This is a genomic window from Paraflavisolibacter caeni, assembly GCF_025628885.1.
GTDB classification, from domain to species: Bacteria; Bacteroidota; Bacteroidia; order Chitinophagales; family Chitinophagaceae; genus Flavisolibacter; species Flavisolibacter caeni.
On sequence record NZ_JAOTIF010000005.1, the window covers coordinates 132,851 to 148,827 of the forward strand.

Sequence of the window (15,977 nt, forward strand, 5' to 3'; positions counted from 1 at the left end):
CCATAAAAAAAGTCACCTGAAACAACCATTGATCAATAGTTGTTTCAGGTGACTAATTAAAAAGATCAATCTATTTCTTCAACTCGTCTTTCAGGTATTTCGCAGTATGGCTTTGCTTTACTTTCAGTAAAGCTTCAGGAGTTCCCTCAAACAGGATCTTTCCACCACCGCTGCCGCCTTCTGGTCCCAGGTCAATAATATGGTCAGCAACCTTGATGACATCCATATTATGCTCGATCACAAGTACTGTATTCCCCCTGTCAACCAACTTGTTCAATACTTCAAGCAAGTGATGAATATCTTCAAAGTGTAAACCTGTTGTGGGCTCGTCCAGTATATAGAATGTTTTACCAGTGTCCTTCTTGGCCAATTCTGTAGACAGTTTAACCCGCTGTGCTTCACCACCGCTCAGTGTAACGGCAGACTGTCCCAATGTGATGTAGCCAAGGCCAACATCCTGCAATACTTTTATTTTACGGTACAAGTAAGGTATGCTCTGGAAAAATTCAACTGCGTCCTCAACGGTTAGATCTAAAACATCTGCTATCGACTTACCCTTATAACGTATTTCCAGAGTTTCACGGCTGTAGCGTTTACCATTGCATTTTTCACAGTGCACATAAACATCCGGAAGGAAGTTCATTTCAATGGTGCGCATGCCACTGCCTTCACAAACATCACAGCGTCCGCTCTTTACATTGAAAGAAAAACGACCTGCATTATAACCTCGAATCTTAGCTTCAGGTACTGAGGCAAACAACTGCCTTATTTCAGTAAAGAAGCCGCAATAAGTAGCCGGGTTGCTACGGGGTGTACGGCCAATGGGCGATTGGTCTATCTCAATTACTTTATCAACATTATCAAGACCGGATACAGACTTGTAAGGCATTGGCGATACTCTTGAACCGTAAGCATGCTGAGAAAGCAGGGGATATAATGTATCAGTAATCAACGTTGATTTACCACTGCCACTGACACCGGTAACCACAATGAATTTTCCTAATGGTAAGGAAACAGAAACATCCTTAAGGTTATGCCCTGAAACGCCTTTCAAGGCAATACTTTTTCCATTGCCCTTTCTTCTTTCTTTAGGCACAGCAATTCCCTTCTCGCCATTTAAATAAGATGCTGTAATGGTATTACTCCGCAGTACCGCATCCGGTGTTCCCTGTGCCATGATCTTGCCACCATGCCAACCTGCTTTAGGACCTACATCAACTAAGTGATCGGCTGCCAGCATAATGTCTTTGTCATGTTCTACTACCAGGACGGTATTTCCTATATCTCTCAAGTTCTGCAGCGCCCCTATCAACCGGTGGTTATCACGCTGGTGTAAACCAATAGAAGGTTCATCCAGGATATAGGTAATCCCTTGCAGTTGGGAACCTATTTGTGTAGCCAGGCGTATCCGTTGCGATTCGCCCCCACTCAAGGTCCGTGTTGGACGGTACAGCGTCAGGTAAGTAAGGCCAACGTCCAGCAAAAATTGTAAGCGTTCCCTTATTTCTTTTATAATCTCACGACCAATTACCTTTTGCTTTTCACTCAACCTCTTTTCAATGCCACCAAACCATTTCAATAACTCCACCAAATCCATCTCACTGAGTTCGGCTATATTCTTCTCATCAACTTTAAACCAAAGGCTTTCCTTTTTCAGGCGGGTACCACAGCAGGTGCCGCAGGTAGTCAATTGCATAAAGCCTTCGGCCCAGCGCTGTATTGCCTCACTTGTGCTGGTTGCAAACCAACGTTTCACCTGGTTAATGACACCTTCAAAGTCATTACTATAGCTGGAAAGATCTTGTTCATCATCAAACTTTAGTTCGTCCCCTGTTAAGCCATTCTCCTTGCCATAAAGAACAAGGTTTAAAGCCTTTTGTGGTAATTCGTTGATAGGTTTATCAAGGCTGAATTTATTCTTGCGGGCCAGTGATTGTACCTGCTTGAAGAAATAAGCATCACGTTCACCGCCTAAAGGAGCAATACCACCCTCATTTATGCTTAAGTTGTCATCAGGAATTACAGCACTCATATCCACTGAATACACCTGGCCCAGCCCTTTACATGTGGGACAAGCGCCATAAGGGGAGTTAAAGGAAAAGGAATTTGGTGAAGGCTCTTCATATGAAATGCCGGTATCTTCACACATCAATTGACGGCTATAAGCAGCCTCACCAGATTTGGAGGGTGTAGCACCTTCATAGGCCACAAACATCAGATCCTTCCCCAATTTAAGTGCCTGCTGCACGCTTTGACTAATGCGCGTGCGTAGGTCCTTAGTAACCTTCAAGCGGTCCACTACCAATTCTATATCGTGGATCTTGTAGCGGTCCACCTGCATTTTAGGGGCCAGGTCTTTGATTTCACCATCCACTCTCACTTTCAGGAAACCCTTTTTTCTTACCTCTTCAAATAACTCACGATAGTGTCCTTTCCGACCCCTTACCAGAGGAGAAAGGATTGTGATCTTTGTACCTTCAAACCTTTTGAATATATTATTAACAATCTCATCTTCACTCCACTTCACCATTTTCTTCCCGGTGTTGTATGAGTAGGCTTCGCTTGCACGCGCAAAAAGCAGGCGGAGAAAATCATAGATTTCTGTTACAGTGCCAACGGTAGAACGAGGGTTTTTATTAGTGGTCTTTTGTTCAATAGAGATTACCGGCGAAAGTCCAGTGATCTGATCAACATCAGGACGCTCCATCTCTCCCATAAACTGCCTTGCATAAGCCCCGAATGTTTCCATGTAACGGCGCTGCCCTTCGGCATAAATGGTATCAAATGCCAGAGAGGATTTACCGCTACCGCTGATACCTGTGATCACCACCAGCTTATTTTTAGGTATGCTAATGTCAATGTTTTTGAGATTATGCTCACGGGCTCCAAGAACCTCTATATATTCTTCCGCAGTAACGGTCCCATTACCGTTTTTCAGATCTTTATTTTTCATGTATTTACCCCAAAATCATGGAGCAGCGAAGGTACAGGAAGTTTAGAGTCTGAGGTTTAAACTTTCGACAAAAAACTAAATATTTTGGCAAAGTTTTAGTGTTACTCAGGAGTATAAGGCTACCATGCATTTCTTTTTAAGGCCGGATGTGCCTCTTATAAACATTTCTTTAACGTTATCCCTTCAACTTGATTTTTAGAACAAGCTACTTTCAAAAAAATAGTTCACGCACTTTTTTATCATTCACCAACTTTTCCTCCATGAACTTTGAAGTCCAATCACTTATTTATATATAAAAAGCCTATAGCAGAAAAGAATAGTTTTATAAAACCTGTATTCTGCATCAAATTTTAAACTTCTTTCTCCAAACTTCATTTTTGGCACAATATTGTGTATAAAGGGCAAAACCTAATTAGAAAACACTCAATAACGCGAACGTATGAAGAACACCATTTTTATGGCTATTACAGCCTTATTTGTCACAGCATCTGCACAAGCACAGCAACCAACTACCAATATCGACTCTACTCGTCGAGGCACTACAGTTGATTCTATCCGTGCAAAGTACAAAATGCAACCTATGCCTGAAGCCATGTCTACGGAAAGAGTTTTTCCAGCTTTGGGTACTTATCAATTAAATAACGCCACAGATCCTGCTGCATCTACGGTAACAGTTACCATGGACTCTGCAAGCAGAGGAATTGTATGGGTTGAAGGTTTACCACAAGGAAGAATTAAAGCTTATTTAAAGAAATCTCCTTCAACATACAGAATTCTTTCTCAAAAAACAGCTAGCGGCACCCAGGTTCCAGAAGGAACATTGTTCTATGATTCTACAGCTCACCAATTGAACGTAGCATTAGGCGTACCGTACAATGAAGCTGATCCGACTTCTGTTTTTACAGCATTAAATACTACAACTCAACCAGCAGGTGAACCAACAGATGTAAAGATCAAAACAAAAGACACAAAGGTTAAGACTAAGGCAAAGTACTATACAGCAACTAAACAAATGCCTATGACTCAGCCTGGTTTGAATGCTACAGATAGTTTACAAAATCAAGGTGTTCAAACACAGGACACGTTGAATCAGTCTGGACAACAACCGCAGCAGCCTCAAAAGCCGCAGCAACCATAAATTAGTTTTTCATTTTCATTTGCATAAACAAGGGGAGAGGGGCCGTAGTCTTGCGGCCCCCATTTTTTTATATAGATGTATCTGCTTAGGATCATGATATAAACATTACTAATGGTAATTAGTTATATTAAAGTAATTGTTGTAAAATAAGTTTTAAACCAAAACATCGAAGTAAATTAGTTTTATGAAACACTCATGATTCATCATCTTTAAACCTCAATCATATGGGAGTAATTGAAACTGTTTGGTTAAATGAAAAAGCAAAGTGGAATAATTGCATTGAGCGATTGAAGCAAAATTCAAATACTGTAATTATCACCTGGTTTGAGGACACATTGCACCAATTAGAAAACCTGATCACTCAAGCAAACCTACCCACTTCTACCCTATTTCCTTCCCGCCAGGTTACACATGATCATATTAAAAACGTGCCTGTAATATTTGCCGAGCACTACCCTTTACATCATAAAGAAAAAGAGCTCTATAAAAAACTACACCTCACTCAAGCAGAAGTTTATTCATCTTTGGACGAACCTTTATTTAAACATTTTGGAAGTAACCGCCTGGTGGAAATAACAAATAGAATCAACTGCCAGGAAAACGAACCCGTGCATCATCGTCTTGTAAACGCTGCTATAAAAAAAGCCCAGGAAGAAATTGCCAGTATGGTAGCTCTTGAACAAGGTGCTACATCACAAGCAGGATGGCTAATGAGAAATCTAACCGCATAAACAAATATTGGCTTCAACATCTCCACTTATTGGTTCAATAAAGATTGAAATGTCTTTACATTGATCATACTGTAAATATTTTTTTTCAACATCCAGATAATTACAATTGAACTCTCCCTACTTTTGCGCTGCAAAAAATAAGAGAGATTGTTCCCTCTTGTTTTAAACTTTTCAAATACTACTTACTCTAATATACCCGGAATCTATAAACGCACTTTAGTTCGAGCCAGAAGTGCAATTTCATATACGAGCTTGCCTATAAAATAATTGTACCAAAAGACAGGTACGGTGTTTGAAAACTTTATTTAAAATCGATACATATGAACACAGTTAGACAGTTTGCATTAATGCTAGTGTTAGTTGGATTAATGGCAGGCGGATGTAAAACAATGAATCGTTCCCAAAAGGGAGCAGTTATCGGTGCCGCAGGTGGCGGTGTTATCGGTGGTGTTATCGGCCGCTCACTAGGCAATACCGCAATGGGTGCCATCATAGGTGCAGCAGCGGGCGGAGCCGCAGGAGCAGTAATCGGCAAAAAAATGGATAAACAAGCCGAAGAAATGGAAGAAGTGTTGGGTGATGCAGAAGTAAAACGCGTAGGTGAAGGTATCGTTGTAGAGTTTAAAGATAAAGTACTCTTTGGATTTAACCGCTCCGACCTGGGTACTTCTGCACAGCAAAATCTGGACAAGCTGGTAAATGTTTTGAACAAATACCCAGATACCAACATTGAAATACTTGGCCATACCGATAGTGTTGGTTCTGATTCATATAACAAGACTCTTTCTGAGCGCAGAGCCAATGCCGCAGCTACCTACCTTAAAAGCAAAGGCGTTGCCAGTACGCGTGTAACCACTAAAGGCATGGGAGAAACAGATCCTAAATCTTCCAATGAAACAGAAGCAGGCCGTGCAGAAAACCGCCGCGTTGAGTTCGTCATTACTGCAAACCAGAAAATGATCAACGACGCGAAAAAAGAAGCAGGCCAATAAACTTTCAATTTTTTAAACCCATAATCGAGTAGTATGAAAACAAAATTTTTCTTGCTGACAGCAGCAACTATTTTCAGTGTATCAATCTTTGCCCAGAAAACGACCGTTACCGCAAACAAGACAACCTTTGGAATACGGGCAGGTGTTAATTTCCAAAATATTAATGGGAAAGATGGTGAAGACAATAAGTTGCAAAATGATCTAAAAACAGGTTTTAATGCAGGCGTGAATGCAGAAATACCAGTAGGCACAGACACTTATATCCAACCAGGTGTTTTATTTACGCAGAAAGGCACTAAATGGGAAAATAGTGATACCAAAATAAAGCTATCTTACATTGATATTCCTGTGAACTTACTCTATAAACCTGTTTTAGGTACAGGCAAAATGGTAGTAGGATTTGGTCCTTATGTAGGATTTGGAATTGGAGGCAAGATAGAAAATGACCAGGATGAAGTAGATATAGAATTTTCTAACGAACATTCCGCTACGGAAGGTGCCACGTTTAAACGGATGGATGCAGGAGCTAATTTCCTGGCAGGATATGAATTCTCGAATAAGCTTTCTTTCCAGTTGAATGCGCAATTAGGACTTGTAGATATCAATCCAAAGGTATCAGGTGTCTCAAATGATAAAACCAACTGGCGGAATACCGGCTGGGGATTCTCTTTAGGTTACCGTTTCTAAAACAAATTGATAATCACTTAATTAAGGATCTTACAAAGGGGCGCCGTACCGGCGCCCCTTTCTCTTGTTTTCTTAGCAATCCCTTAAATCCAAAGACTAAATCCCCGGTTCATCCTACCTTTGGGCTTTTAATAATTATGATAGAGTTATCTCTGGTTATTCCGGTAATGAACGAGGAAGACAACGTGAGGCCATTACTGTATGCTGTCCGTTCTGCATTAAAAGATTTTAATTACGAAATTATCCTGGTAGACGACGGCTCTACAGACAATACAAGAAAGCGTATCCTGGAGTACGCTGACGAACGCACCGTTTTAGTGGAATTGAGGAAAAACTATGGTCAGAGTACGGCCATGACGGCAGGTATTGATTATGCCCGTGGTGAATTCATTGCCATGATTGATGGCGACCTTCAAAATGACCCTACCGATATTCCTTTCATGCTCGACCTGCTGAAAAGAGAAGACTGGGATGTTGTGGCTGGTAACCGTAAAAACCGAAAAGACGGGATGGTACTGCGTAAGATCCCAAGCAAGATTGCCAATGCCCTGATTCGCCGGTTGACAGGTGTTTATATCAGGGATTACGGCTGCACACTGAAAGTTTTCCGCAGGGAAATAGCTGAAGATCTGGGCCTGTATGGCGAATTACACCGCTTTATCCCGGTGCTGGCTAAACTGCAAGGAGCAAGAATCACACAAGTGGACGTGAAGCACCACCCCAGGAAATTCGGTTCCAGCAAGTATGGAATTAACCGGACATTCAAAGTGATGTCAGACCTTGTATTAATGGTCTTTTTCCGCCGTTATATGCAAAAGCCCATGCACCTGTTTGGCACAATCGGCTTTGCCTCTTTGGGCCTGGGTGTACTGATCAATCTCTACCTATTGGTCTTAAAGATCATGGGACATGATATTTGGGGTAAGCCAATACTTATCCTAGGATTAATTTTTCTACTGGGCGGTATTCAAATGATCACAATAGGTATTATTTCAGAAATTGCCATGAGAACCTATTATGAATCGCAGAACAAGAAAACGTATAAAGTAAGGAAGTTGCACACCAAGAAAGAGTTCGAAAAGGAGAGGCAAGTAGTGCAACCTACTTAATCAAATAGTATAAAACTTACTAAAAGAAAAGCCCGGGCACCCGGGCTTTTCTTTTTACATGCATTGATTTTCACTAGCGATTACCACTTCTTACTTTATTAGTTTACTTCTTTGCAGGCACCCTCCTTTCTTTTCATCATAATTATGCTGGGCAGCACACTCTTACCAAGTTGGATTCAGTGCAAGCCAAATTCATTGCCATTTTTGTATGCCCTTCACAAGCTTTAAACATACCACCCGTATGTATTAAAATAAAAAATATTGATACTTTTTTACCAATTATTTGTAATTTAAGCATACAAAAGTCAAGATTTTACATCTCTCATATCTTATAACCGCCAAAAATTTACTCAAATGAAAAGAAAAGCACCTTTTATCCTAGCGGTCGTCGCGGTAATCTTAGGCCTGATGTTCCCCTCCTTTCACTCAGTTAATATTGCAGAAAACAAGATCGATACCGGTGATACAGCATGGCTGCTGGTGGCCACAGCTCTTGTATTATTGATGACCCCCGGGTTGGCTTATTTCTATGGCGGGATGGTAAGAAGGAAAAATGTACTCTCGACTATGTTGCAGAGCCTTGTCTGTATGGGCGTCATTACGGTATTGTGGGCCATTTTTGGATTTAGTCTTGCGTTTGGAGATGATATAGGTGGTATTGTTGGCAATCCCACTACGTTCTTTATGATGAAGGGTATGGTAGGGAATGCGGTTTGGCCCCTTGCACCGACTATTCCATTGGTGCTCTTTGCTATGTTCCAGTTAAAATTTGCTGTAATAACCCCTGCACTCATCACCGGAGCCTTTGCAGAGCGCATCCGTTTTAACTCCTATCTCATTTTTATTTGTTTATTCATGATGTTCATCTATGCCCCACTAGCTCATGCTACGTGGCATCCAGATGGGATATTGTTTAAACAAGGCGTGCTTGATTTTGCAGGAGGAACCGTGGTGCACATGTCAGCCGGTTGGGCAGCCCTTGCCTCAGCCTTATATCTCAAAGGCAGAAATGAGCCGGATCACACACCTGCGAGAATCAGTTATGTCATATTAGGAACAGGTTTGCTGTGGTTTGGCTGGTTTGGATTTAACGCCGGGTCAGCTGCAGGAGCAGGAACTTTAGCATCAACAGCCCTGGCAAACACCACCACAGCATCTGCCGCTGCAGCCATGGCCTGGATATTTTTTGACATGTTCAGGGGAAGGAAACCATCTGCGATGGGAGCCTGTATCGGAGCTGTTGTAGGTTTGGTAGCTATTACGCCGGCAGCGGGCTATGTAACAGTACCTCATTCTATTGTTATCGGTGTTGTTGCTGCAGTTGTCAGCAGTCTTGTCGTTATCTGGAGGTCACGGACAAAGATCGATGACACATTGGATGTATTCCCCTGCCATGGTGTTGGCGGTATGACGGGTATGCTTTTGACCGGCATATTTGCCACCCAGCAAGTCAACTCAGCAAACACCACAGGTAATGGATTATATTATGGGGAAACAAAATTATTCCTCACACACCTGATGGCATTAGTTGTCGTATCCATATTTGCCTTTGTGGGTTCTTATATACTGCTTGTTGTTACTAATGCCATTAGCCCACTGCGTGTATCATCTGCTGAAGAAGAGATTGGCCTGGATCTTACTCAGCATGGTGAAGAATTATAAAATAAGCTTATTCCTATGTAAGAAAGGCTGTCTCTATCGTTAGAGGCAGCCTTTTCATTGTTATGTTCTGATTACTATTTTATTGGCCGTTACCGCCTCCTACTCTATTTTGCTCTTCCTGAGCACTGCTGGACCTCCTGTTTTGGGCCTGGGTATTCTGACCTTTGCTAAAGCGGTAAATAAAGTTTAATCCGACGCGGCGGTTGTCCCACTTGTTTGTTACGTAAACATCAATATTATCATGGTCTATGACCACTCTAGCCTTCTGAAGATAAAACGGGTCGTATATATTCAGCTTTAAGGATGCCTTATTCTTCATGATCTGTTTGCCAAAGCCGAAAGAAACAACTCCCATTGGGCGAATCAGGAACATGCCGGTTTCCTGGGCAGCTGTGCGATAGAAGCCGTTGACTTCAGCACTCCATGTTTTTGCAAATTTGAACTGCTGGCTAGTATTACCCATGAAAGATACCAGGCTAACATCCAATGGACTGTTATTCACAATGCCTTCGTAATGGCTATTATTGACATTCATATAGACACTTGTCGCCCACCATTTGGTAACCGGGGCATTGTAGCTTACTGAAAGACCTATTGTCTGGCGTTTCGCAACATTCTCTTTCGTTTGGTAAGTCACCTTGGTTTCATCATTTTGCTTCAGGATATCGTTCAGGATGTCGGTTGTAGATGTAAAGCTCAGTGTGGTATTCAAGGCTTTACGATAATTATGGCTTAGCTCTATGTTATGTGTGAACTGCGGCGCAAGATTTGGATTTCCCTGACGATAGGTGTATTGATCCAGTAAATACTGAAACGGGTTCATATCCTGGTAGTTAGGCCTTTCAATGCGGCGGCCATAGGATAAACCAAACTGGTTTTTATCGTTCATCGCATAACTTATATAAGCTGTAGGAAACAGTTGCGTATAATTCTTTTTGAATGAAGAATCCTTTTGGACTGCATTTCCAAACTGATTACCCTTTGAAATGGTATTTTCTATACGTAAGCCGGTTTGCACACCCCATTTCTTCATTTGCCTGTTGTAATTAACATAAGCAGCATTTATATTCTCCTCATATTTGAAGCGATTACTTCTATTGTTATCAACCACCCATTCAGCTTCTCCATGGTCATAGAGTGTATATTGAGCATCATTATCAGTGGACACATAACTGCTTTTAACACCTGCCTCAAACTTTGATTCCTTCGTTAAAGGATGAACATAATCTGCTTTTCCACTGTATATAGTGATTTCAGACGGCAGGTTGCCCCTCAGAAGGAAGGGATCCACTGAATAGGTATTATCCGGGAAATAATTATAGTTATCAGAAGTCTGACGGCTCCTAGTTTTGTATGCAATGCGATCCAGATCTACTGTAAACTCCCTTCCATTGGCATTCAATACCCGCCTGAAGTTGAGGTTGGCACCGAGGTTCTGCCATGTATCCCTGTTGATGGTTTGAACAACATTAAAGGAATCTAATTCACCTTTTCCATTGTAAATATCTGCCCGACCATTGTTTTCCCACCTACGGGGATTATGGGTACCGTTCACTAAAAAGCCTATTGTTGTGTTTTTATCAATACTATAATCCAAACCTATTCTGGCATTGTAGTTATGGCCATAATGCTTTTGGTCGGCCTGTTGTTCAAAAACAGATTCCAACTCACCATCTTTATGGAATTTTCTTGTCAGATGCTGATCGTTGAAACCAGACCAATAGGAATAGCTGAGGTTGGTAAACAGGTTTATCTTTCCTGATCTGTAATTAAAGTTGAAACTATTAGGAGATTTCGGATAACGTCCCTGGACATACGACAAATTGATGGTACCGTTGAACCCCTTTGCGAGGTTCTTCTTGGTTCTCAAATTGAGGATGCCGGAGTTGCCAGAAGCATCATATTTTGCGGAGGGTTGTGTCATGATTTCCACCTGATCGAGCTGGCTTGCCGGCATGTTGCGTAAAAGGTTTGCCAGGTCCTGGCCGCTCAAATAGGTTTGCTTGCCATCGATCAATACAATAACACCCTGCTTGCCTTTGATGCTGATGTTTCCATCACGATCCACACTGACACCAGGCGACTTTTCCAGCACTTCAAGAGCATTGGCGCCAGCATTGGTTGGTGAGGCGTCTACATTTACGACCATTTTATCAATCTTATTTTCAACTAAAGGCCTTTTGGCTTGAACGGTTACTTCAGAGAGACCTTTTGCGACCTGTTGCAGTATTACTGCAGGTATCTGCATCGCATTACCAGAGGTAAGACTGATGACTTGAGTCGTTTTCTTTTCAAAACCAACAGAGGTAAAGGAAATGAGGTACTGTCCTTCTTTTATATTTTCAAATTCGTACAGGCCATTTTTATCTGTAACAGACGCTTTCGCTAAAGACGAGTCTTTTGCTTTCAATAATGAGGCAGTGACGCCATTCAGGCCTTTGCCGCCAGTTTCCTGAACCGAGCCCGAAATCTTGCTGAACGTTTGAGCCATTGTTGCAGTGGCTGACAATAATAACAAGAAAATGAGCATTGCAGTCATCCTAACATATAAGTTGGTAAAGGAGTTTAAATGTTTCATTGCAGATGAGTTAACAGGTTTCAATTTTGATTATGATCTATTTTTCAATATCTCCAAAGTGTTAACACACAATTGGACGCAAAAAGCAATCATTGGTTACAGGATATTTTTCTTTTCACAATTGTGCTACAAAAGTTTGTTATGCTTTTGTAGTTGATGAAATGAAAAAATGGATGGTCATCCTTGTGAATTTTAGGCAAACCTAGAATGAAATGTACTTACGACATTTACCGTTCATGTAATTTATGATTAGAGATTGACGAATCGAGGGAATGATGGTGGGGTGAATGGTCAATGGTGAATAAAGAGATGGAGGAGTCTGGGTTTTATTGGGGGAAGAGGAAGGAGTGGAAGAAAAGATTCTTTTGAGAGGATTAGGAACGAAGAAGGATACTGTTGCCCTACTGTAGGTATACTGATGGTATGCTTCAGGTATACTTGAGGTACGAAGGATCCCTGCTTGAAACCTGAAGGGGAAGCGGACAAAAGCGGTCATTTCCTGCCATTTTATGCCAAATCGGCCAGGAGGTTTTTGCTTGTGGGTGGGGCGGAGTAGCTTTAGGGTATAAATGGAGGAGCTATATGGAACAGGTCTATATCAATAGTAAAGAAAGGGTGGTGATCAAGGATGGCAAGCAGGTACCTAGACTCTTGTTGGGCATGATCCGGGGCTCGATTGGGAAGTGTTTTGTGGTGAAGCATTATAGGGGGAACAAGAAAAAGAAGTGGAAGAAAAGGATCGTGATCACCAAGTACCCAGACATGAGCAGAATAGTAGCCTCTGAAAAGCAAAGGGTAAGGAGGGATCTGTTTAAGGAGGCAGTGGTGTATGCCCAGTGGATCCTCTCGGATCCGGAACAAAAGAAGGCCTTCCGAAAGACCCTGCCCCGAAAGAAGCGGAAGCATGTCTACCAGGCGGCCATCCGGTTGTATATGGGGATGCAGGGGGACAAGCAGTGGCTGAGGAAGCAGCTGGCGGTGAGGGGCATGATGAGCACGGGCAGAAGGGAAATAGCTGATGTGAGGGTGGTGAAGGGGGAATTGTTCATGGGGCATGCTGGTGGAGTGTATGGAGCGATGAAAGGTGTGCATGCTGGTGGGGTGAATGGTTGGGAGCAGGTGGGAGCCTGGGAGGTGGTGTGGCAGAAAAGGATGGATAGAACTTTGGAACTTATAGAAGATTTCGGAAAGAAAGAAGACTACCTGGTGTCATTACAGATTTAGAGTGAACAACAATTTGTAAACAGTATTTTTTTAAGTGTCCAGAAACTCGGACCAGGAAACACAACCTGTACGTTGCCAACCGGTATATCAAAACCGCACAGCTATTGTACGAATCCGTACACCCTGTAAAATCATCAAACTCATAGATGGCTGATAAACATTAACCTGTAAAGAGGCATGGTTATTAATGAAACACAAAAAGGCAGTACTTCAACCTGCAAACGAATCATAATTGCTTGAAAGAAGAAAACCCAACCAACGTTTATGTTTCGAAACTATCTAAAAACAGCTCTTCGCAATTTAATAAGGAACAAACTATTCACTACTGTGAATGTTTTTGGACTTGCTACCGGAATGGCTTGCAGCCTGCTCATTTTTCTTTGGGTACAGGATGAACTAAGCTTTGACCGGTTTAATGCAAAAGCAGATAAGATCTACCGAATAACAGCCAAACTAGCAGATGTAGAAGCAGCTGTTGTTCCACCACCACTGGCTGCAGCTATCAAAGCCGAGATCCCAGGTGTAGAGAATGCCACCCGCCTTTCGGCTCTTCATAAAATCATTACCGTTGGAACAAAGAAGTTTGACGAAAAGAGAATCTATTATGCTGACTCTAACTTCTTGAAAATTTTCAGTTATCCCTTATTGAAAGGAAATCTAACCAGCGTTTTAACATCTCCGGACGCGGTGGTGCTGACGGAGGCAACCGCCATCAAATACTTTGGCAGTGCGGAATCTGCGGTTGGTAAGATCATTTATATTGATGATGATATCAAGGGCAGAAACTTGATGGTTACGGGTGTATTAAAAAATATTCCGCATAACTCACACCTGCAGTTTGATCTACTCTTACCCATGGAGCAGTATGATCGAATAAACAATCCAGAGGGATCGTGGAATAACTTCGACGCGTTTGTTTATTTTCAGCTTGCGGACAATTTCAGCGCTACTGCAACGTCAATTAAGAAAATAGAAGAACAAATAAATGAGCTTCCTGCAAAGAATAATAAAGAAGTTCAGGCGAACCTATCTATTCAACCCCTCACCGATATTCATTTGCACTCCCATTATATGCTGGATGTAGAGGGCCAGGGCAATAATGAGCATGTCACCATATTTTCGCTTATAGCCATCTTTATTTTGTTGATTGCCTGTATCAACTTCATAAATTTATCGACTGCTCTATCTGCCCAAAGGGCAAAAGAAGTAGGGTTGCGTAAAACAATAGGGGCACTTCGCTCCCAGCTTATACTGCAGTTCCTGGGAGAGTCGCTATTATTATCGCTCATTTCACTGATTGTCGCTACCGGCCTGGTGCTGCTCCTGCTTCCTTTATTTAATGATTTGTCATCAAAATCACTTTCAATAAACCTGTTAGATGGAAAAATCGTTGGTTCTTTTCTAGGGACAGCTATAGTTGTAGGAATCATTTCTGGTAGCTATCCAGCTTTATTTCTCTCTTCTTTTCATCCCATTAATGTTTTAAAAGGCTTGAAGATTTTTGAAGGTAAAAAATCTTTTTTACGAAGCGGTTTGGTCATACTTCAATTTTCTATATCGGTCATCTTAATGATCAGTACCATTGTCGTTTATCGTCAGCTTCAGTTTATCAAGAACCGAGATATTGGTTTTACCAAAGAAAACTTACTCTATTTAAAAATGCCCGAGGTGGGCGACCTGCACAACAACAAGGAGGCCTTGAAAGCAATCCTTGATCAGCAACCTGGCATTAGTGATTATACCATTACAGACGAGTTGCCTACCTATCTTACATCAGGAAGCCTTCTTTCATGGCCAACTAAAGCAACCAGTGATCAAGTCATTGCCTACCGGTTGCGCACTGATGAAAACTTCATTAAAACTTTCAGAATGCAACTGGTGGCCGGGCGGTTCTTTTCCAAAGACTTAAAAACAGATGACAGTACATATGTGGTCAACGAAGCTACGGTAAGGGCCATGGGGCTTCAGCCTTCGACAGCAATTGGTAAAAAACTATCTATTAGCCTGGAAGATAAGCAAGGAACAATTATTGGTGTGGTTAAAGATTTCAATTTTAAGCCGGTGCAACAGCCTGTTGAGCCACTTGTTATCAAAAACAATTTTGCCGGCGGTCATGTGGTGCTGCGAACCACGCCCAAAAACATGCACACTATTGTTGCTGCTATTAAGAATGTATTCGGAAAGATATACGGTGACTATCCATTTTTTTATGGGTTTGTGGACGAGGATCTATCAAAGCTATACAGGGCAGAGCAGCGAATGGGTAAGTTATTCAATGCCTTTTCCCTTTTATCCATCATTATCTCCTGTCTTGGTCTCTTTGGTTTAGCTGCTTTTGCTACTCAGAAACGCACTAAAGAAATCGGTGTTCGCAAAGTGCTCGGTGCCAGTGAGGCCGGTATAGTAGCTCTTCTGTCAAAAGATTTTATCAGACTAGTGGCTTTAGCCTTGATTATTGCGTTTCCAATAGCCGGCTGGCTAATGAATAAATGGTTGCAAGGCTTTACCTATCGTGTCAGCCTCACCTGGTGGATGTATGCATTGGCGGGGCTCATAGCACTTTTTGTTGCCTTAATCACAGTAAGTTATCAATCCATCAAGGCGGCAATAGCAAACCCAGTAAAAAGTCTGCGGACGGAGTAAGCGCAATTAGTAGTAGTCAAGGTTGTAAAGTGATCTCTCATAACTCCAACAAATACATGTAGCTGGTTCAAACGTTAGTGCATCTTTTTAACATAGAAACGATTGTTGCAACGGAAAAGAAAACAGTTGCAAATATGCGCTTCGCCACTATTCAGGGCACAGACATCGAATTGGCAAAGGCGGCGATACGTCAGAGCAGAAAGATGAGTAAATTAGTGTTGCCTTAGTGAATTCAAAGGAACTGTCAAGTATTGAAGCTG

Annotated in this window: 10 protein-coding genes; 8 read left to right on the forward strand and 2 right to left on the reverse strand. The window is 41.9% G+C overall.

Annotated elements, in window-relative coordinates; translation table 11 throughout:
• Nucleotides 1–70: 70 nt before the first annotated feature.
• Nucleotides 71–2,953, reverse strand: a complete 2,883-nt coding sequence (gene uvrA / locus OCK74_RS09525) for an excinuclease ABC subunit UvrA (protein ID WP_279296795.1) — start codon at nucleotides 2,951–2,953, stop codon at nucleotides 71–73.
• Between the two features lie 439 nt (nucleotides 2,954–3,392).
• Between uvrA and OCK74_RS09530 the strand changes: the two genes are divergently transcribed.
• The 6 genes from OCK74_RS09530 to OCK74_RS09555 all read left to right on the forward strand — a co-directional run bounded on the left by OCK74_RS09530 (nucleotide 3,393) and on the right by OCK74_RS09555 (nucleotide 9,272).
• Nucleotides 3,393–4,091, forward strand: a complete 699-nt coding sequence (locus OCK74_RS09530) for a hypothetical protein (RefSeq protein WP_279296796.1) — start codon at nucleotides 3,393–3,395, stop codon at nucleotides 4,089–4,091.
• A gap of 224 nt (nucleotides 4,092–4,315) precedes the next feature.
• Nucleotides 4,316–4,822 (forward strand): hypothetical protein, encoded by a 507-nt coding sequence (locus tag OCK74_RS09535; RefSeq protein WP_279296797.1) that lies wholly within the window; start codon nucleotides 4,316–4,318, stop codon nucleotides 4,820–4,822.
• Between the two features lie 320 nt (nucleotides 4,823–5,142).
• Nucleotides 5,143–5,814 carry a YiaD family glycine zipper/OmpA-like lipoprotein gene (locus OCK74_RS09540; protein ID WP_279296798.1) on the forward strand — a complete coding sequence of 224 codons (672 nt, stop codon included), beginning with the start codon at nucleotides 5,143–5,145 and terminating at the stop codon, nucleotides 5,812–5,814.
• Nucleotides 5,815–5,847: 33 nt separating this feature from the next.
• Nucleotides 5,848–6,501 carry a porin family protein gene (locus OCK74_RS09545; RefSeq protein ID WP_279296799.1) on the forward strand — a complete coding sequence of 218 codons (654 nt, stop codon included), beginning with the start codon at nucleotides 5,848–5,850 and terminating at the stop codon, nucleotides 6,499–6,501.
• A 137-nt stretch (nucleotides 6,502–6,638) separates the two neighbouring features.
• Entirely contained in the window at nucleotides 6,639–7,610 is a 972-nt protein-coding gene (locus tag OCK74_RS09550) for a glycosyltransferase family 2 protein (RefSeq protein ID WP_279296800.1), read from the forward strand.
• A 354-nt stretch (nucleotides 7,611–7,964) separates the two neighbouring features.
• Nucleotides 7,965–9,272 carry an ammonium transporter gene (locus tag OCK74_RS09555; protein ID WP_279296801.1) on the forward strand — a complete coding sequence of 436 codons (1,308 nt, stop codon included), beginning with the start codon at nucleotides 7,965–7,967 and terminating at the stop codon, nucleotides 9,270–9,272.
• Nucleotides 9,273–9,351: 79 nt separating this feature from the next.
• Here the strand turns inward: OCK74_RS09555 and OCK74_RS09560 are convergent, their stop codons facing one another.
• Entirely contained in the window at nucleotides 9,352–11,850 is a 2,499-nt protein-coding gene (locus tag OCK74_RS09560) for a TonB-dependent receptor (RefSeq protein WP_279296802.1), read from the reverse strand.
• Between the two features lie 582 nt (nucleotides 11,851–12,432).
• On the opposite strand from OCK74_RS09560, the gene OCK74_RS09565 reads away from it, so the two are divergent.
• Together OCK74_RS09565 and OCK74_RS09570 are read left to right on the forward strand one after the other, a co-directional pair.
• The gene (locus OCK74_RS09565; protein ID WP_279296803.1) at nucleotides 12,433–13,074 is read left to right on the forward strand and encodes a hypothetical protein; all 642 of its coding nucleotides are present in this window, start codon (nucleotides 12,433–12,435) and stop codon (nucleotides 13,072–13,074) included.
• 264 nt (nucleotides 13,075–13,338) lie between these two features.
• Entirely contained in the window at nucleotides 13,339–15,717 is a 2,379-nt protein-coding gene (locus OCK74_RS09570) for an ABC transporter permease (protein WP_279296804.1), read from the forward strand.
• The last annotated feature ends 260 nt before the right edge of the window (nucleotides 15,718–15,977 follow it).